The organism is Variovorax soli NBRC 106424, from assembly GCF_001591385.1.
GTDB lineage: Bacteria > Pseudomonadota > Gammaproteobacteria > Burkholderiales > Burkholderiaceae_C > Variovorax > Variovorax soli.
The window spans coordinates 109,123-126,552 of sequence record NZ_BCUU01000002.1 but is presented as its reverse complement, the minus strand read 5'-3'; the positions used below and the strand labels follow the sequence as shown (position 1 = coordinate 126,552).

14 protein-coding genes are annotated in these 17,430 nt (G+C 68.1%); 5 read left to right on the top strand and 9 right to left on the bottom strand.

Annotated elements, in window-relative coordinates:
• Positions 1-77: 77 nt before the first annotated feature.
• The 3 genes from dxs to xseB form a co-directional block, all read right to left on the bottom strand.
• Positions 78-1,976: a 1-deoxy-D-xylulose-5-phosphate synthase gene (gene dxs, locus VSO01S_RS01335; protein WP_068639994.1), complete on the bottom strand. Its 1,899-nt coding sequence runs from the start codon at positions 1,974-1,976 to the stop codon at positions 78-80.
• Between the two features lie 15 nt (positions 1,977-1,991).
• Positions 1,992-2,912 carry a polyprenyl synthetase family protein gene (locus tag VSO01S_RS01330; protein ID WP_068639993.1) on the bottom strand — a complete coding sequence of 307 codons (921 nt, stop codon included), beginning with the start codon at positions 2,910-2,912 and terminating at the stop codon, positions 1,992-1,994.
• An 85-nt stretch (positions 2,913-2,997) separates the two neighbouring features.
• On the bottom strand, positions 2,998-3,246 hold the full coding sequence (gene xseB / locus VSO01S_RS01325) for an exodeoxyribonuclease VII small subunit (protein ID WP_068639992.1): 249 nt from the start codon (positions 3,244-3,246) through the stop codon (positions 2,998-3,000).
• A 216-nt stretch (positions 3,247-3,462) separates the two neighbouring features.
• On the opposite strand from xseB, the gene VSO01S_RS01320 reads away from it, so the two are divergent.
• From VSO01S_RS01320 to VSO01S_RS01310, 3 genes are all read left to right on the top strand, one after another.
• The gene (locus VSO01S_RS01320; protein ID WP_068639991.1) at positions 3,463-4,596 is read left to right on the top strand and encodes an aromatic ring-hydroxylating oxygenase subunit alpha; all 1,134 of its coding nucleotides are present in this window, start codon (positions 3,463-3,465) and stop codon (positions 4,594-4,596) included.
• 62 nt (positions 4,597-4,658) lie between these two features.
• Positions 4,659-5,582 carry a DMT family transporter gene (locus VSO01S_RS01315; RefSeq protein WP_068639990.1) on the top strand — a complete coding sequence of 308 codons (924 nt, stop codon included), beginning with the start codon at positions 4,659-4,661 and terminating at the stop codon, positions 5,580-5,582.
• Between the two features lie 35 nt (positions 5,583-5,617).
• Entirely contained in the window at positions 5,618-6,529 is a 912-nt protein-coding gene (locus tag VSO01S_RS01310; RefSeq protein WP_068639989.1) for a sulfurtransferase, read from the top strand.
• A gap of 164 nt (positions 6,530-6,693) precedes the next feature.
• On the opposite strand, the gene VSO01S_RS27680 is transcribed toward VSO01S_RS01310, so the two are convergent.
• The 3 genes from VSO01S_RS27680 to VSO01S_RS01295 all read right to left on the bottom strand — a co-directional run bounded on the left by VSO01S_RS27680 (position 6,694) and on the right by VSO01S_RS01295 (position 9,006).
• Positions 6,694-6,957 (bottom strand): hypothetical protein, encoded by a 264-nt coding sequence (locus VSO01S_RS27680; RefSeq protein ID WP_068639988.1) that lies wholly within the window; start codon positions 6,955-6,957, stop codon positions 6,694-6,696.
• Between the two features lie 102 nt (positions 6,958-7,059).
• The gene (locus VSO01S_RS01300) at positions 7,060-7,989 is read right to left on the bottom strand and encodes a ZIP family metal transporter (protein WP_068640017.1); all 930 of its coding nucleotides are present in this window, start codon (positions 7,987-7,989) and stop codon (positions 7,060-7,062) included.
• 132 nt (positions 7,990-8,121) lie between these two features.
• Entirely contained in the window at positions 8,122-9,006 is an 885-nt protein-coding gene (locus VSO01S_RS01295) for a transporter substrate-binding domain-containing protein (RefSeq protein ID WP_068639987.1), read from the bottom strand.
• 151 nt (positions 9,007-9,157) lie between these two features.
• Here VSO01S_RS01295 and VSO01S_RS01290 point away from each other — a divergent pair, with 151 nt between their 5' ends.
• Entirely contained in the window at positions 9,158-10,387 is a 1,230-nt protein-coding gene (locus tag VSO01S_RS01290) for a D-amino acid dehydrogenase (protein WP_084241608.1), read from the top strand.
• A gap of 396 nt (positions 10,388-10,783) precedes the next feature.
• Here the strand turns inward: VSO01S_RS01290 and VSO01S_RS01285 are convergent, their stop codons facing one another.
• Positions 10,784-12,079 (bottom strand): M20/M25/M40 family metallo-hydrolase, encoded by a 1,296-nt coding sequence (locus VSO01S_RS01285; protein ID WP_068639986.1) that lies wholly within the window; start codon positions 12,077-12,079, stop codon positions 10,784-10,786.
• Positions 12,076-13,041 (bottom strand): LysR family transcriptional regulator, encoded by a 966-nt coding sequence (locus VSO01S_RS01280; protein WP_084241607.1) that lies wholly within the window; start codon positions 13,039-13,041, stop codon positions 12,076-12,078. The genes VSO01S_RS01285 and VSO01S_RS01280 overlap by 4 nt, the downstream gene beginning before the upstream one ends.
• A gap of 83 nt (positions 13,042-13,124) precedes the next feature.
• Here VSO01S_RS01280 and VSO01S_RS01275 point away from each other — a divergent pair, with 83 nt between their 5' ends.
• Positions 13,125-14,678, top strand: coding sequence for an MFS transporter (locus VSO01S_RS01275; RefSeq protein ID WP_084241606.1), 1,554 nt, complete (start codon positions 13,125-13,127; stop codon positions 14,676-14,678).
• On the opposite strand, the gene polA is transcribed toward VSO01S_RS01275, so the two are convergent.
• The gene (gene polA / locus VSO01S_RS01270; protein WP_068639985.1) at positions 14,631-17,423 is read right to left on the bottom strand and encodes a DNA polymerase I; all 2,793 of its coding nucleotides are present in this window, start codon (positions 17,421-17,423) and stop codon (positions 14,631-14,633) included. The two genes, VSO01S_RS01275 and polA, sit on opposite strands and share 48 nt — an antisense overlap.
• Positions 17,424-17,430: the final 7 nt, after the last annotated feature.

Below are 17,430 nucleotides of genomic sequence, written 5' to 3'. Positions count from 1 at the left end.
AGGGGGTAGGAAAAAAGAAAAACGCGGCTCGTGACCGCGCTGGCGACTGATTTCAGCCGGATGATTGTAAAAACCGCTTACAGCGCACTGGCTCGGGACTTTCCCCCGGAAAAACCCTGATCCAGCAGATGGCCGAAGCGCTCGCGGATGGAGCGCTCGATGCCCGATGCATCCAGGCCGATGCCGGCCAGCAGCTTGGCCGGATCGCCATGCTCGATGAAGCGGTCGGGCAGGCCCAGCTGCAGCATGGGGCGGATGAGCCCCGCCTCTTGCAGCGCTTCGGACACCGCGCTGCCGGCGCCGCCCATGACGGCGCCCTCTTCCACCGTGACGATCGCGTCGTGCGTGCGCGCGATGTCGAGCAGCAGCTCGCGGTCCAGCGGCTTGACCCAGCGCATGTTCACCACCGTGGCGTCCACCGCCTCGCCGGCCGCAAGGGCCGGGTACAGCAGGGTGCCAAAGGCCAGCACGGCAATGCGCGAACCCTGGCGGCGGACTTCGCCCTTGCCCAGCGGCAGGGCGTCGAGCGTGGCATGCGGCACCTTGCCCACACCGGCGCCGCGCGGATAGCGCACCGCCACGGGGTGGTCCTGCTCGAAGGCGCTGGTGAGCAGCTGGCGGCACTCGGCTTCGTCGGCCGGGCAGGCAACGCTCATGTTGGGAATGCAGCGCAGGAAGGGAATGTCGTAGGCGCCGGCATGCGTGGCGCCGTCGGCGCCCACCAGGCCCGCGCGGTCGAGCGCGAACACCACCGGCAGGTTCTGGATGGCCACGTCGTGCACCAGCTGGTCGTAGGCGCGCTGCAGGAAGGTGGAGTAGATCGCCACCACCGGCTTGAGCCCTTCGCACGCCAGGCCGGCGGCGAAGGTGACCGCATGCTGCTCGGCAATGCCCACGTCGTAGTAGCGCTCGGGAAAGCGCTGCTCGAACTCCACCAGGCCCGAGCCCTCGCGCATGGCCGGCGTGATGCCGACCAGGCGCGCGTCCTGCGCGGCCATGTCGCACAGCCATTGGCCGAACACCTGCGTGAAGGTGGTCTTGGGCGCGGTGGCCGGCTTGACCAGGCCCACGGACGGATCGAACTTGCCCGGCCCGTGGTAGGCCACCGGGTCGGCCTCGGCCAGCTTGTAGCCCTGGCCCTTCCTGGTGACCACGTGCAGGAACTGCGGGCCGTCCAGGTGCTTGAGGTTCTCCAGCGTGGGGATGAGCGACTCGAGGTCGTGCCCGTCGATGGGGCCCACGTAGTTGAAGCCGAACTTCTCGAACAGCGTGGCCGGCACCACCATGCCCTTGGCGTGTTCTTCGAGGCGCTTGGCCAGCTCGAACAGGGGCGGCGCCTTGGACAGCACGTTCTTGCCCACGGTCTTGGCCTTGGCATAGAACTGGCCGCTCATCAGCTGCGCGAGGTAGCGGTTGAGCGCGCCCACCGGCGGGCTGATCGACATGTCGTTGTCGTTCAGGATGACCAGCAGCTTGCAGTCTTCGTACACGCCGGCGTTGTTGAGCGCCTCGAAGGCCATGCCCGCCGTCATGGCACCGTCGCCGATCACGGCGATGGCGTGGCGGTCCTCGCCCTTCTGCCGGGCCGCCATGGCCATGCCCAGTGCGGCCGAAATGCTGGTGGACGAATGCGCGGTGCCGAAGGTGTCGTATTCGCTCTCGGTGCGCTGCGGAAAGCCCGACAGGCCGCCGAGCTGGCGCAGTGTGGGCATGCGCTCGCGCCGGCCGGTGAGGATCTTGTGCGGATAGGTCTGGTGGCCCACGTCCCACACGATACGGTCGTACGGCGTGTCGAACACGTGGTGCAGCGCCACCGTCAGCTCCACGGTGCCGAGGTTGGAGCTCAGGTGGCCGCCGGTGCGCGACACGTTGTCGAGCACGCAGGCGCGCACCTCGTCGGCCAGCTGCTTGAGCTGCGCGCGGTCCAGGCCGCGCAGCTGCGAGGGGTCGGAAATCGTGGGAAGAAGCGGAGCCATTGAATTCGGTTGTTGTTATCGGTCGCGCTCGACGACCATGCTGGCCAGGGCACGCAGGGCGCCGGTGTGAGCCAGGCCGCTGCGCTCGAGCGCAGCAAGCGCCTCGCGGTGCAGTTGCGCCGCCTCGGCCCGCGCGCCATCGAGGCCCAGCAGAGACACATAGGTGGGCTTGTCGCTCGCGGCGTCCTTGCCGGCCGTCTTGCCCAGCGTCTGCGAATCGGCGGTGACGTCGAGGATGTCGTCGACGATCTGGAAGGCCAGGCCCAGCGCGGCGCCGTAGTCGCGCAGGGCCGCGAGCGCCGCGGCCGTCACGTGTTCGGCACAGGCCGCACCCATTTCGACGCTGCCCTGCAAGAGCGCGCCGGTCTTGAGCCGGTGCATGCGCCGCAGGCTGTCTTCGTCGAGCGCCACGCCCACGCTGGCCAGGTCGATGGCCTGGCCGCCGGCCATGCCTTCGCTGCCGGCGGCGCGTGCCAGCAGGCGGCACAGGCGGGCCTGTACCGCGGGCGTGAAGCTGGCTTCTTCAGGGGTGAGCAGCTCGAAGGCCAGGGCCTGGAGCGCATCGCCGGCCAGCAGCGCATCGGCCTCGCCGAACTTGACGTGCACCGTAGGCTTGCCGCGGCGCAGCACGTCGTTGTCCATGCACGGCAGGTCGTCGTGCACCAGCGAATAGGCATGGATCAGCTCGGCGGCGCAGGCGGCGCGCAGGGCCGCGTCCGCGTGGCCGCCGACGGCTTCGGCAGCGGCCAGCACCAGCAGGGGCCGCAGGCGCTTGCCACCGTCGAGCACCGCATAGCGCATGGCATCGCCCAGCAGCACGGGCGCATTCACGCCCACCCAGCGCGACAGCGCGTCTTCCACGCGGGCCAGTTGCGGCTCGCTCCAGGCGGCGAGCTGGCTGGCATCCCAGCGTTGTTCTTCGATGACTGCAGCCATTACTGATACCCCCACGCTCGGCACTGCGTGTACTCGCTGCCCCCCAAGGGGGCGCTCGCTTGCTTGGGACGGCCCGGCGCGGCGCTCATTCCGGTGCCCATGTCTTGAGGTTGCCGGCGTCGAGCACCTTGATCTGGTCTTCGACCGCCTGCAGCTTGTCGCGGCAGAACGCCAGCAGGGCCGCCCCGCGCTGGTAGCTGGCCAGCAGCTGGTCCAGCGGGAGCTGCCCCGATTCGAGGGCGGAAACCAGTTGTTCGAGTTCGGCCAGCCCGGCCTCGTAGGTGGCCGGCAGCGCGCTCGCGTCGAAGAGGGAGGATGAGGACGCCTTGGGCATGCAATCTCGTGTGAAACCAGGGATTTTAGGGCTGGGGCGGAAATACGGGCGCCGGGTACAATCCACCCTCTTTTTTCGTGCAACCGTGCGAGCTGGCCGATCTGCATCGGCAAGACATGCGCGGCACGTGCGCCACGCGGCAGGGCACCCAACTTCGTTCCCCTGCCTTTTCATTTGCGTCGTTCTCTCCCTGTGGGGAGCTTGGTCAGGTCACCCATGTCTGATTTAAGTCTTCAACTGCAGCAGGCTTCCAGCCAACTTCACGTTTCCGCGTATTTCGACGAGGCGCTGTACGCCCGCGAAATGCAGACACTCTTCGCCAAGGGGCCGCGCTACGTCGGCCACCGCCTGGCGGTGCCCGAGGTGGGCAACTTCCACACCCTGCCCCAGGAGCACGAGGGCCGGGCGCTGGTGCACACGCCCAAGGGCGTGGAGCTCATCTCCAACGTGTGCCGCCACCGGCAGGCCGTCATCCTGCAGGGCCGCGGCAGCCTGGACACGCAAGGCGGCGGCAACATCGTGTGCCCGCTGCACCGCTGGACCTATGCGGCGGCCGACCCGCGCACCACGGGCACGCTCATCGGTGCGCCCCACTTCGCGCAGGACCCGTGCCTGAACCTGCACAACTATCCGCTCACCGAGTGGAACGGCCTGCTGTTCGAGGCCAACGGGCGCGACGTGGCGGCCGACCTGGCCCAGCTGGGCCCGCGCGCCGACCTCGACTTCGAGGGCTACACGCTCGACCACGTCGAGCTGCACGAGTGCAACTACAACTGGAAGACCTTCATCGAGGTCTACCTCGAGGACTACCACGTGGGGCCCTTCCATCCGGGCCTGGGCAGCTTCGTGACCTGCGACGACCTGCGCTGGGAGTTCAACCGCAACTTCTCGGTGCAGACCGTGGGCGTGGCCAACCGCCTGGGCCGCGCCGGCAGCCCGGTGTACCAGCGCTGGCAGGAGCAGTTGCTCAAGTACCGCGAGGGCAAGCCGCCGAAGTACGGCGCCATCTGGCTGACCTACTACCCGCACGTGATGATCGAGTGGTACCCGCACGTGCTCACCGTCTCCACGCTGCACCCGGTGGGGCCGCAGAAGACGCTGAACATGGTGGAGTTCTTCTACCCTGAGGAGATCGCCCTCTTCGAGCGCGAGTTCGTCGAGGCGCAGCGCGCCGCCTACATGGAAACCTGCGTGGAAGACGACGAGATCGCCGAGCGCATGGACGCCGGCCGCCGCGCCCTGTTGCTGCGCGGCGAAAACGAGGCGGGCCCCTACCAGAGCCCCATGGAAGACGGCATGCAGCAGTTCCACGAGTGGTACCGCGCGCAGATGAACGCCACCGCCGACTGAGTTTTTTCTTTTTTTCATCCAGCGCCAGCTTGCGGTGCCGGAGGTCTTTTCCTGGGACGCACATGCAAGCACTGTGGATGGTCTTGGCCGCACTCTTCTTCGCCTCGATGGGGGTGTGCGTCAAGCTGGCCTCGGCCTGGTTCACCAGCGCCGAGCTGGTGTTCTGGCGCGGCGTCATCGGCATCGTCTTCCTGTGGCTGCTGGCGCGGCGCCAGGGCGTGTCGCTGGCCACGCGCTATCCCGGCATGCATGCCTGGCGCAGCCTGGTCGGCGTGTTCTCGCTGGGTGCGTGGTTCTACGCCATTGCCGGCATGCCGCTGGCCGCGGCCATGACGCTGAACTACATGAGCAGCGTCTGGATTGCCGCCTTCCTTGTCGGCGGCACGCTGCTGGCCTGGATGCCCATGCCCGGGCGCGACGGCCGCGTGCCGCGCCCCCCGCTGCAAGGCCCCTTGATCCTGACCGTGCTGGCCGGCTTCGGCGGCGTGGTGATGATGCTGCGCCCCACCGTGGGCGCAGACCAGGGCTTCGCGGGCCTGATGGGGCTGCTGTCGGGCCTCACCGCCGCCTTTGCCTACATGCAGGTGATCGCCCTGTCGCGCATCGGCGAGCCCGAGACCCGCACCGTCTTCTACTTTGCCCTGGGCTCCATGGTGGCCGGCGGCGTGGCCACCCTCATGACCGGCATTTCGCCCTGGAACTGGAGCCATGCCCTGTGGTTGATTCCGGTGGGCGTGCTGGCCGCCCTGGGCCAGTTGTGCATGACGCGCGCCTATGCCACCGCCAAGACCCCGGCGGCCACGTTGATGGTGGCCAACCTGCAGTATTCGGGCATCGTGTTCGCCGCCATCTACAGCCTGATCATCTTCAACGACCATCTCGATTCGATGGGCTGGGCCGGCATGGCCCTGATCGTCGCCAGCGGCATCGCGGCCACCGTGCTGCGCCAGCGCGCCGTGCCGCGCGCGCCCGCCGAAGAGCATTGAGAACAGAATATTCCCCCGAAGGACGCTCCACCACCATGGCCTACACCACCCTGATTTCCGCCAGCGAACTGCAGGACCTGTTGCGCGCCAAGGCGCCGCTGATGATCTTCGACTGCAGCTTCGACCTGATGAAGCCCGAGGCCGGCGAACAGCTCTACCGCGAGGCGCACATTCCCGGCGCCGTCTATGCCAACCTCGACACCGATCTGAGCGCCAAGCACGGCGCGCCCGGCAAGGGCGGCGTGGTCATTGCACAGAAGGAAGCCGGCGCGCCGGCCTCCGGCGGCCGCCACCCCCTGCCCAGCCGCGAGACCTTTGCGGCCTGGCTGTCCAGCGTCGGATTTGCCAACGACATGCAGGCCGTGGTCTACGACCGCAACGGCGCCAACTACTGCGGCCGGCTGTGGTGGATGCTCAAGTGGGCGGGGCACGAGGCCGTGGCCGTGCTCGACGGCGGCCTCGCCGCCTGGCAGGCCGCGGGCGGCGCCCTCGGCAGCGGCGAGGAGCCCACCCACTTCCGGACCAACTTCGTGCCCGGCCCCCCCCTGGCCACCCTGGTGGACACGCGCCAGGTGGCCGAGCGGCTGGACAACCCCGCCCAGACCGTGGTGGACGCCCGCGCCGCGCCGCGCTATCGCGGTGAAGTCGAGCCGCTGGACCCCATTGCCGGCCACATTCCCGGCGCCCTGAACCGCCCCTTTGCCGAGAACCTGGGCCCCGACGGCAAGTTCAAGCCCGCCGCCCAGCTGCGCGCCGAATTCGAAGCCCTGCTCGCCGGCCGCGACCCCGCCACAGTGGTCCACCAATGCGGCAGCGGTGTCAGCGCCGTCCCCAACCTCCTGGCCATGCAGATCGCCGGCCTGGGCACCACCGCCCTCTACGCCGGCAGCTGGAGCGAGTGGAGCAACACCCCCGGCCTCCCGACCCGCCAGGGCCCCAATCCTTGAGAAGTAGTCCGAGGCGCCTCCCCCACCAAGAAAAGTGAGGCCGTCCGAAAGGACAGGCCCATACCAGCCACGCACCGGGGAACCGGCTTTGCCGGGCCCCTGGTGGGGTCTCCCCCTCGGGGGGTGGAGTTACACGACCGAAGGGAGTGAAAAGCCGGGGGGCTTCAGTCCGGTGCTTGCATCACCCGATCGAACTCCTCGTCGGCCAACACGTTGTCCGCGTCGAGTTCGCTGGCGTCAGTGAGGTCCAGGCCGGTTTCCTCTTCCAGCTCGTCGTCCGGCACGTCGGATTCGTCCTCGATCTCTGACTCGGGCGGATCGAACACTTCGCCATCGCCAGGCAACTTGCGACCCTTGGCTTCGTTGTTGGCGACGGCGTTGGAGGCAGCAGCTTTGGCGGGCTGAACTTTGGGTTCCTGGCGCTTCATGATCGGACTTCCTCGGCGGACAGACCCCGATGTTGCGCGCGTTCGCGCTATTTCGCCAGAGCCAGAGCGTGTCAGAAAGTTTGCTGCCCCGGCCGTGGCGGCTCAGTGACGGTGATCCTCGTGGCCCGCCTCGCCGTGGCTGTCGTGGTCATGACCATGGTCGTGGTCGTGGCCGCCGTGGACCGCCAGGCTCACCAGCGTCACCATGGCAATACCGCCCAGCAGCCAGGCGATCTGGGCGCCAGTCTGCCGCGCGCCCAGCCGCTTCTGCAGTTGCGGAATCAGGTCGGCCAGGGCCACGTAGATGAAGCTGCTGCTGGCCAGCACCAGGAAGAAAGGCAGCAGGCCCTGCAGCTGGTCGACCAGCCACCAGCCCGCCAGCCCGCCCAGGGCGGTCATGGTGCCGGCCAGCGACACCTTGACCAGTGCCACGCGCGCGTCGGATGAACTCTGACGCAGCACCACCAGGTCGCCGATGTGGTGCGGCACCTCGTGCGCCAGCACCGCCAGCGCCGCCACCGCGCCCAGCCGCAGGTCGGCCATGAAGGCCGATGCGATCAGGATGCCGTCGCCGAAGCAGTGCACGCTGTCGCCGGTGAGCACGGCCCAGCCGCCGCCGGCACGCGGGGCGTGGTGGTGATGGTGATGATGATGCTCATGGCCATGGTGCGCGTGGTGGTCATCGTGCTCGCCAGGGGGGTGTTCGTGCCCATGGTGATGCTCGTGCCCGTGGTGCCAGAGCTCGGCCTTGTCCAGCAGGAAGAACAGCACCAGCCCGCCCAGCAGCGTGGCGAACAGCGCGCCCGGCGCACGGCCGCTCTCGAAGGCCTCGGGCAGCAGGTGCATGAAGGCGGTGGCCAGCAGCGCGCCGGCCGCCAGGCTCAGCAACGACTGCGCGCTGCTGGCAGCGGCGTCGCCCGCAGGCAGGCTGCCGCTGGCGGGGCGGCGCTGCAGGCGCAGCAGCAGCGCGGCGATCCACACGCTGCCGATTCCCGCGACCAGGGTCGCCACAAGGATGGCTAGAAGATTCATGGCAAGGCAGAAAAAGGGAAAGCCGGCACGGGCCGGCTTTTTCATCCCCGAGGAAAGGAATGACCTGTGCTGCCAGCCAGGGCCGGCAGCCTTCCGGTCATCTTAGCAACGCTGTCAAGTGCCGCTGATCCTTCAGGTGGCCGGCTTGTCGCTGGGCGCCTTGATGTTGTCCCGCAGCTGGGGGCTCATGGGCAGGCCCAGGGGCGCGTTCTTGGGCGGAATGGGCGACATGAACCACTTGGTGTACATCTTCTCGAACTCGCCGCTCTTCATCAGCCCGATGATGGTGTCGTCCACCACCTGCTTGAAGGCCGCATCGTCCTTGGGCAGCATGCAGGCATAGGGCTCGACCTGCAGCGCCTCGCCCACCACCTCGAAGTCCGAGGGCGTCTTGGCATTGCTCATGAGGCCGTAGAGCAGGATGTCGTCCATGGCAAAGGCCACCGCGCGGCCCGACTCCACCAGCAGGAAGGCATCGGCATGGTCCTTGGCCAGCACGATGTCCATGTCCAGGCCCTTGTCGTTGTTGTACTTGCGCATGACCTGGGCATTGGTGGTGCCGGTGGTGGAAGACACGGTCTTCTTGGCCAGGTCGGCGTAGTCCTTGATGTTGGAGCTCTTCTTCACCAAGAGGCGCGTGCCGGTGTAGAAGTGGTTGATGGCAAAGCTCACTTCCTTGGCGCGCGCCGAGTTGTTGGTGGTGGAGCCGCATTCCAGGTCGATGGTGCCGTTGCTCAGCAGCGGAATGCGGTTCTGAGAAGTCACCGGCATCCAGGCCACTTCCAGGTTGGGCTTGTTCAGCTTCTTCTTGACCGACTCGACCACCGCGTTGGACAGCTCGACCGAGAAGCCGATCGGCTGGTTCGGCCCGTTGAGGTAGCTGAAGGGCACCGACGACTCGCGATAGGCCAGCGTGATCTTGCCGCTCTGGGCGATCTTGCCCAGCGTGTCCGCGGCCTGCGCGCCGGTGGCGCCCAGCAGGAGAGCCGCGAAAAACAAAGAGATCTTCTTGTTCATTCGAACCTTTCGATTTAAGTTGGAAGTGGCCATGCGTTAGCAAGAGCGGGGCCAGTGTAGGAAGGACCGTCGCGCCGATGCAATGGCGGCAGCCCCAATAAGCCTTCCACGCCTTGATGCGTCCGGTTTGGCCGCCACACAATCGAGGCCGATGAATCCAAAGCACGTTTGCGTTCTGGGCGCCGGCATCGTCGGACTGGCGACCGCCTGGCAGCTGCACCGCGAGGGCTATCGGGTGAGCGTGATCGAACGGGACGCACCCGGCCACGGGGCCAGCGGCGGCAACGGCGCGCAGCTGAGCTATTCGTACGTGCAGCCCCTGGCCGATCCCTCGATCTGGAAGCAGTTGCCCAAGCTGCTGCTGTCGCCCCAGTCGCCGCTGAAGCTGCGCCCCCGGCTCGATCCGCTGCAATGGCGCTGGGGGCTGGCCTTCCTGGCCGCCTGCAATGCGAACACCTCGCGCGAAACGACGGCCCAATTGCTGGCGCTGGCCGCGCAAAGCCGCGCCGCTTTCGAGGAAATGATGGCGGAGCTGGAGCCGCACTGCGACTTTTCAGCCACCGGCAAGCTGGTGCTCTACAGCAGCGCCCCCAGCCTGGAAGGCGCGCGGCGTCAGCTGGAACTGCAGCGCGAGCTGGGCAGTGGCGGCGGCCAGCGGCTGTTGACGCCCGACGAGTGCATCGCGATCGAGCCCGCCCTGGCCTACTACAAGAACCGAATCGCCGGGGCGATCCACACGCCCAGCGAATGCGCTGCCGACTGCCTGAAGCTGTGCACCGAACTCGAAGCAGCGCTGGCGCAGCGCGGCGTGAACTTTCACCTGGGCGTGGAGGTGCAGGGTTTCGTGCAATCGGGCAGCAGGGTGGCCGCGGCACTCACCAGTGCCGGCCCCTTCGAGGCGGACGCCTATGTGCTGGCGCTGGGCAGCGCGTCTCAAAGGCTCGGGCGCGAACTGGGCGCCTACCTGCCGGTGTATCCGCTCAAGGGCTACAGCATCACCGTGGATGTGGACGACGCGCCCGGTGCGGCGCCGCATGTGAACGTGACGGACAGTGCGCGCAAGGTGGTGTTCGCGCGCATCGGCTCCCGCTTGCGGGTGGCGGGCATGGCCGAGCTGGTGGGGCATGACGCCAGCATTCCGGCCGAGCGCATCGAGTCGCTGGTGGCCGCCACCCGCGCCCTGTTTCCGCACTGCAGCCGCTTCGACGACCTCCATCCATGGACGGGCATGCGGCCGGCCACGCCGACCGGACGGCCCATCATCGGGCGTCTTCCGAACGCGCCTTCCAACCTGCTGTTCAACACGGGGCACGGGGCGCTGGGATTCACGCTGGCGTTCGGGTCTGCGCTTCGGATTGGAACGGCGTTGACGGCGGACTGAGTGCGCTTGTTTCGGGGTGGCCTGAGCTCGTGGGTGGGCGGGCGCGGCAGGCGCCAGGGGCCGGGGGCTCGTACCGGGGCGGTCGATGCCTGCCGCACCCCGCCTGGAGACGGCGTGTCGGTATCAGCGAGAGAAAGCAGGGAAAAGCCAACCATCGTTCCCTCAACAAGTGGTCGGTCGTATCACCGCTGAGCGATGACCGCCAGCTTCGTTCGTTAGACCAGCGGAAGAACAACAACGCGTCCTGGCAAAGGCCTGTGTGCCTGCGGGCGGCGGTGCGCCCTCTCGGGCGCCGAGCAGCGCAGGGAAGGCGGCGAAGCCGACCGCCTGAGTGGGCGCACCGCCGCCCGCAGGCACACAGGCCTTTGCCCCGCACAAACACCCGAAAGCGGCACCTTACATCCCGCCGACCTGCCCCCGTGAAATGTCCATGATCAAACGCGCCGCCAGGTACAAGCGCGGCTCGATCGAATCGATGAGCACGTACTCGGCATCCGCGGAATGCGCGCCAAATCCCTGCAGCCCGAAGCGCTCGACCACCGCGCCCTTGGCCTGCAACGCAGCAAAGGCGGCATCGGTGCCGCCGCCGGCCGCCACCGCGTCCGCGCCCAGGGGACGATCCAGCTCCTTGTAGATGGCCTGCGCATGGCTGGCCATGGCGCGCGAGGCGGCGTTGGCCTCCAGCGGCGGACGGCGGCGCTCGAAGCGCATCTCGACCTTGGCCTGCGGCACCAGCTGCTTCTTGATGCGCTCGTTCACCTGCTGCTCGATGCGGTCATAGTCGCTCACCTTCAGCACACGCACATCCGCACCGGCGGATGCCGTTGCGGGAATCACGTTGCGGTTCGTGCCGGCCTTGGCGATCGTCCAGTTCATCTTCAGGCCCGTGGCCGGGTCCGACAGGTCGCGCATCTGCAGGATCTGGTGCGACAGCTCGTACAGCGCGTTCACGCCCGCCTCGGGCGCCGAACCCGCATGCGAGGCCTTGCCCGTGACATTGAGCGTGACCGAAGCGATGCCGGCCGTGGCCAGCGACAGCTTGTCTTCCTTGATCGACGCGCCTTCGAAGGACAGCACCGCGTCATGCTCGCTGCCCAGCTTCGTGATGAGTGCGCGCGAACCGGGCGAGCTGATTTCCTCGTCGCCGTTGATCAGCACCGTGAGTGTGCCGTAGTCGTTGAACTGCAGCGCCTTCAGCAGCGCCACCGTGTGCAGGATGACGGCGATGCCCTGCTTGTCGTCCGCGATGCCCAGGCCGTAGGCCTTGTCGCCCTCGATGCGGAACGGCTGCTTTTCCAGCATGCCGCGCTGGTACACCGTATCCATGTGGGCAATCAGCATGATCTTCTTCGTGCCCGCGCCCTTGAAGGTGGCGCGTACCGCGCGGCCGATCTGCTCGGGCGTGTCCTCCATGCGGTAGGCATGGGCCGTGGTGTCGACCAGCTCCACCTCACCGCCCATCGCCTTGAGCTTGCCGGCGATCAGATCCGCGATCTTCGCGAGGCCCTCCAGGTCGCGGCTGCCGGACTCGATGCCCACCAGCTGCGACAGCGAGTCGAGCAGCGGCTGCTTCTGCTGCGCGGCCAGGGCAGCTATGCGCGCATCGGGCGCCGCCAGGGCGCATTGGCAGGCCGCGGCCAGCAGGACGGCACCGCCCAGGCGGCGCCACGATCGAGAGGGGAATCGGGTCATGAATGGCTTCCTTGTGTTCTTCTACTGCGCCGCGTGTCGGATGGTTCGCGGGCCCGGCATTCTTCCATGCACTCGGGCACGGCCGCGACCAGGGCGTCGACCGCGCAGCGCGTCTTGGCCGGCATGTGGCGCGCACGCGGCCACACCACATGGATCGGCATCGGTTCGGCGCGGTGATCGGCCAGCACCGCCTCCAGCTGACCCGAGCGCGCATAACGCGCCAGCAGCCAGTTCGGCAGCCAGCCGATGCCGGCGCCTGCGATGGCCGCGTCGGCCACCGCCTGCAGGTCGCTGAAGCGGGCGCGCCAGGGCAGCATGACGGTGTGCGTGCGGCCCTGCGGATCGCGCAGTTCGCGCTGCGCACGGTCGGGGCAGCAGTAGTCGATGCCGCGGTGCTGCGCCAGTTCGGCCACGCTGGCCGGCCGGCCGAATCGCGCCAGGTACGACGGCGCCGCCGCGAGCATCATGGTCTGCTCGCCCAGGCGGCGCGCCACCAGCCGGTCGCTGTCGGGCAGGTCGCCGATGCGCACCGCCAGGTCGTAGCCCTCCTGCACCAGGTCGACGAAGCGGTCGTTGATCGAGACCTCCACATGCAGCTGCGGATGGCGATCGATCAGGCCCAGCAGCGCGGGCGCCGCATAGTGGTGGCCAAAGGCCAGCGGCACGCTTGCGCGCAGCCGTCCGCGCGGCTCGCGCCGGCCGCTCTCGAGGCCCGATTCCGCGGCCTCGAGCTCGGCCTGCGCACGCAGGCAGTGCTCGTAGTAGGCCTGCCCTTCCTCAGTGAGGCTCTGGCTGCGCGTGGTGCGCTGGAGCAGGCGCACGCCGAGGCGCGCCTCCAGCCGCGCGAGCGCCTTGCCCACGGCCGACCGCGTGAGGTTCAGGCGCTCGGCCGCGAGCGTGAGACTGCCGCTTTCCACCACCTCGAGAAAGGTCTGGATGCCATCGAATCGGTCGGTCGTCATGGGCGGCGATTGTGCCTTTGCATTCCCGAATCCGCTGAGAAGATGTCGCCAATGAGGAAGCCGTTTCCCAACAAGATCGGCGGATGCACACGACCTCTTCCACTTCCCCTGCGCGCCGCGATGGCGCCGCGCTCACCGCCATCTGCCTCGTCGCCCTGATGTTCGGGCTCGAGATCTCCAGCGTGCCCGTGATCCTGCCCGCACTCGAAGAAGTGCTGCACGCCGACTTCCAGGACGCGCAATGGATCATGAATGCCTACACCCTCGCCTGCACCTCGGTGCTGATGGCCGCTGGCACGCTGGCGGACCGCTACGGCCGGCGCCGCGTGCTGGTGGCGAGCCTGTGGCTGTTCGGGCTCGCCTCGCTGGCCTGCGGACTTGCGCCGAGCGCGCCGCTCTTGATCGCCGCGCGCTTCGCGCAGGGCGTGGGCGCCGGCGCGATGATGATCTGCCAGTTTGCGATCCTGTCGCAGCAGTTCCGCGAGCCAGCGGCGCGCTCGCGCGCCTTCGCGGTCTGGGGTGTGGTCGCGGGCATCGGGCTGGGCTTCGGCCCGCTGGCGGGCGCCGCCATCGTGGCGCTGGCCGACTGGCGCTGGGTATTCCTGGTGCACGCGCCGCTCACGCTGCTCACGCTCGGCCTCGTGCATGCAAGCGTGCAGGAGTCGCGCGACCCGGCGGCGCACCGGCTCGATGTGGCCGGCATGCTCACGCTGACGCTGGCGGTGTTCGCGCTGGTCTACTTCATCACCCTCGGCACGGTGCGGGGCTTTGCGAGCGGGCCCGGGCTCGCGCTGCTTGCGGTGGCGGCTGCCGGCCTCGTGCTCTTCATCGTGGCCGAGCGGCGCAGCGCGCATCCGATGTTCGACTTCTCGGTGCTGCGCATCCACCGCTTCAACGGCGCGATGATGGGCTCGATGGGCATGAACTTCAGCTTCTGGCCCTTCATGATCTACCTGCCGATCTATTTCCAGGCGGCCCTGGGCTATGACGTGATGCGTGCGGGCTGGGCGCTGCTGGCCTACACGCTGCCGACGCTGATGGTGCCGCCGGTGGCCGAGCGCCTGGCACTGCGCCATGGCGCCGAGCGCGTCATCCCCGCAGGCCTGGGGCTCATGGCCGCGGCCTTCCTGCTCATGGCCGCGGGCAATGCGCGCGGCAGCGACGCCACGGTGATCGCCGCCTGCCTGGCGGCCGGCGTCGGCCTGGGCCTCACGAACTCGCCCGTCACCAACACCAGCACCGGTTCGGTGCCGGCGGCGCGCGCGGGCATGGCCTCGGGCATCGACTTCAGCGCGCGGCTGATCACGCTGGCCTTCAACATCGCGCTGATGGGTTTCGTGCTGGTGAGCGGCATTGCGCGCCGCCTGGGCGAAGCCGCGCTGGACGCAACGCCGCAAGCGCTGCTGCAGCTCGCGCAGGACATCGCCGCGGGCAAGCTCGATGCCATGGCGGCCGCAGGCGGCCCGGCACTCGCGCAGGCAGCGCTGCGCCAGGGATTCGGCGACGCGATGCTGTATGCCGGCCTGGGCGTGGGCGCACTTGCGCTCGCGAGCCGCGCCTTCTTCCGCCGCAGCGCGAGCAGCGCAGGCTCAGTGCGCCTTGTCCCAGTTGGGACCGACACCGACCTCTGCCAGTAGCGGCACCTTGAGCTGCGCCACGCCGGCCATGAGGCGCGGCATCTCGGCCTTCACCCAGTCGATCTCGGCATCGGGCACCTCGAACACCAGTTCGTCGTGCACCTGCATGATCATCTTGGTGGCGCGCTTCTCGGCATCGAGCACGTCCTGGATCTTGACCATGCTCAACTTGATCAGGTCGGCCGCCGTGCCCTGCATTGGCGCATTGATGGCGGCACGCTCGGCCGCCCCGCGGCGCGGGCCGTTGGGCGACTTGATCTCGGGCAGGTACAGGCGCCGGCCGAACACCGTCTCCACATAGCCCCGGTCCTTGGCCGACTGCCGCGTGTCGTCCATGTAGGCCTTCACGCCCGGGTAGCGCGCGAAGTAGCGGTCGATGTAGCTCTTGGCCGCCGCATTGTCGATGCCGAGGTTGCGCGCCAGGCCGAAGCTGCTCATGCCGTAGATCAGGCCGAAGTTGATCACCTTGGCATAGCGGCGCTGCTCGCTGCTGACCTGCTCGGGCGGCACGCCGAACACCTCGGCGGCGGTGGCGCGGTGCACGTCCAGCCCTTCGGTGAAGGCGCGCAGCAGCGCCTCGTCCCCGCTGATGTGGGCCATGATGCGCAGCTCGATCTGCGAGTAGTCGCAGCTCACGATCTGGCTGCCGGCGGGCGCCACGAAGGCCTCGCGCACGCGCCGGCCTTCGGGCGTGCGGATCGGAATGTTCTGCAGGTTCGGCTCGTTGCTCGACAGCCGCCCCGTCACCGCCACCGCCTGCGCGTAGTGGGTGTGGACCCGCCCGCTGCGCGGATGGGCCAGCTGCCCGAGCTTGTCGGTGTAGGTGCTCTTGAGCTTGGACAGGCCGCGGTGCTCCAGGATCTTGGCCGGCAGCGGAAAGTCCTCGGCCAGTTTCTCGAGCACTTCTTCATCGGTGCTGGGCGCGCCGCTGGGCGTTTTCTTCACCACGGGCAGGCCCAGCTTGTTGAAGAAGATGTCGCCGATCTGCTTGGGGCTGCCCAGGTTGAAGGGCTGGCCGGCCAGGTTGTAGGCCTCCTGCTCCAGCGCCATGATGCGGGTGCCCAGCTCGTGGCTCTGCGCCGCCAGCGTGGGCGCGTCGATCAGCACGCCGTTGCGTTCGATGCGATAGAGCGTCTCACTGCTGTCCATCTCCAGCTGGTAGATGAAGCCCAACTGCGCGTTGGCCTGCAGCTGCGGCCACAGGCTGCGGTGCACGTCCAGCGTCAGATCCGAGTCTTCGCAGGCATATTCGGCCGCCTTGGCGATGTCCACCTGCGAAAAAGGAATCTGGTGCGCGCCCTTGCCGCACAGGTCTTCGTAGTCGATGCCGGTGCGGCCCAGGTGGCGCTCTGCCAGGCTGGTGAGGCCGTGCGGCTTGTGCACTTCGAGCACGTAGCTTTGCAGCATGGTGTCGTGTGCGTAGCCCTGCACCTCGATGCCGTGGTTGGCGAACACGTGGCGGTCGTACTTGATGTGCTGGCCCAGCTTCTTCTTGGCTGGGTCTTCCAGCCAGGGCTTGAGGCGCGCGAGCACTTCGTCGATCGGCAGCTGCACGGCCGCATCGGGATAGTTGTGCGCCAGCGGCACGTAGGCCGCCTCGCCGGGCGTCACGCTGAAGGAAATGCCGACGATCTGCGCGACCATTTCGTCCAGCGAGCTGGTTTCGGTGTCGATGGCGGTGAGTTCCGCCGCGTGCAGCTTGTCCAGCCACTTGTCGAACGCTTCCCAGGTCAGCACCGTGTCGTAGACCAGGTTGCTGGCCGGCGCGGCCGCGGCCATCGCGCTCGCATCGATGACACCCGCAGCGCCTTCCATGCCGGGTGGGCAAGGCACCTCGCCCACCAGCTCCGGCGGCGCTTCCTGCGCCTCCAGCGCCTTCACCAGGCTCTTGAAGCCGAAGCGGTCGTAGAACTTCTTGAGCGCATCGACCTGCTGCGGCCCGATGGCGATGCCGTCCAGCGCCGGCAACCCCTCGACGTGACCCGCAAGGTCGCAGTCGGTGCGGATGGTCACCAGGCGGCGCCCCTGCGGCAGCCAGTCCAGCGCCTTGCGCAGGTTCTCGCCGGCAGCGCCCTTGATCTCGGACGCACTGGCGATCAGCGCATCGAGCGAACCGTACTGCAGCAGCCACTTGGCCGCCGTCTTGGGCCCGACCTTCTCCACGCCGGGCACGTTGTCCACGCTGTCGCCCACCAGGGTCTGGTAGTCGACCATCAGGCTGGGCGGCACGCCGAACTCGGCCGTGACGCCCGCCACGTCGCGCTTCTTGCCGTTCATCGTGTCGATGATGGTGATGCGATCGGTCACCAGCTGGCTCAGGTCCTTGTCGCCGCTGGAGACGATGACCTGCATGCCCTGCTCGGCGCCCAGGCGCGCCAGCGTGCCGATGACGTCGTCCGCTTCCACGTCCGGCACATGGAGCACCGGCCAGCCCAAGAGGCGCACCACCTCGTGGATCGGCTCGATCTGGCTTCGCAGGTCGTCCGGCATGGGCGAGCGGTTGGCCTTGTACTGGGGATACCACTCGTCGCGGAAGGTCTTTCCGGGCGCATCAAATATGCAGGCGGCGTAGTCGGCCCGAACCTCCCGGCGCAGCGCCGTCATCATGTTGATCATTCCGCGAATGGCACCGGTCGCGGGGCTGGTGCTGTCGCCCGGCACCGCGCGAAGGTCGGGCATGGCATGGAAGGCGCGGTAGAGGTAGCTCGAACCGTCCACGAGCAGCAGGGTCTTGTTCTCGGTCATCCAGGCA

What these genes read in the sequence shown, in the direction of transcription:
- VSO01S_RS01310 (WP_068639989.1), top strand. Translation starts at nt 5,618, where the DNA reads ATGGCCTACACCACCCTGATTTCCGCCAGCGAACTGCAGGACCTGTTG.
- VSO01S_RS27680 (WP_068639988.1), bottom strand. Translation starts at nt 6,957, where the DNA reads ATGAAGCGCCAGGAACCCAAAGTTCAGCCCGCCAAAGCTGCTGCCTCC.
- xseB (WP_068639992.1), bottom strand. Translation starts at nt 3,246, where the DNA reads ATGCCCAAGGCGTCCTCATCCTCCCTCTTCGACGCGAGCGCGCTGCCG.
- VSO01S_RS01280 (WP_084241607.1), bottom strand. Translation starts at nt 13,041, where the DNA reads ATGACGACCGACCGATTCGATGGCATCCAGACCTTTCTCGAGGTGGTG.
- VSO01S_RS01290 (WP_084241608.1), top strand. Translation starts at nt 9,158, where the DNA reads ATGAATCCAAAGCACGTTTGCGTTCTGGGCGCCGGCATCGTCGGACTG.
- polA (WP_068639985.1), bottom strand. Translation starts at nt 17,423, where the DNA reads ATGACCGAGAACAAGACCCTGCTGCTCGTGGACGGTTCGAGCTACCTC.
- VSO01S_RS01320 (WP_068639991.1), top strand. Translation starts at nt 3,463, where the DNA reads ATGTCTGATTTAAGTCTTCAACTGCAGCAGGCTTCCAGCCAACTTCAC.
- VSO01S_RS01300 (WP_068640017.1), bottom strand. Translation starts at nt 7,989, where the DNA reads ATGAATCTTCTAGCCATCCTTGTGGCGACCCTGGTCGCGGGAATCGGC.
- VSO01S_RS01285 (WP_068639986.1), bottom strand. Translation starts at nt 12,079, where the DNA reads ATGACCCGATTCCCCTCTCGATCGTGGCGCCGCCTGGGCGGTGCCGTC.
- VSO01S_RS01315 (WP_068639990.1), top strand. Translation starts at nt 4,659, where the DNA reads ATGCAAGCACTGTGGATGGTCTTGGCCGCACTCTTCTTCGCCTCGATG.
- VSO01S_RS01275 (WP_084241606.1), top strand. Translation starts at nt 13,125, where the DNA reads ATGCACACGACCTCTTCCACTTCCCCTGCGCGCCGCGATGGCGCCGCG.
- VSO01S_RS01295 (WP_068639987.1), bottom strand. Translation starts at nt 9,006, where the DNA reads ATGAACAAGAAGATCTCTTTGTTTTTCGCGGCTCTCCTGCTGGGCGCC.
- dxs (WP_068639994.1), bottom strand. Translation starts at nt 1,976, where the DNA reads ATGGCTCCGCTTCTTCCCACGATTTCCGACCCCTCGCAGCTGCGCGGC.
- VSO01S_RS01330 (WP_068639993.1), bottom strand. Translation starts at nt 2,912, where the DNA reads ATGGCTGCAGTCATCGAAGAACAACGCTGGGATGCCAGCCAGCTCGCC.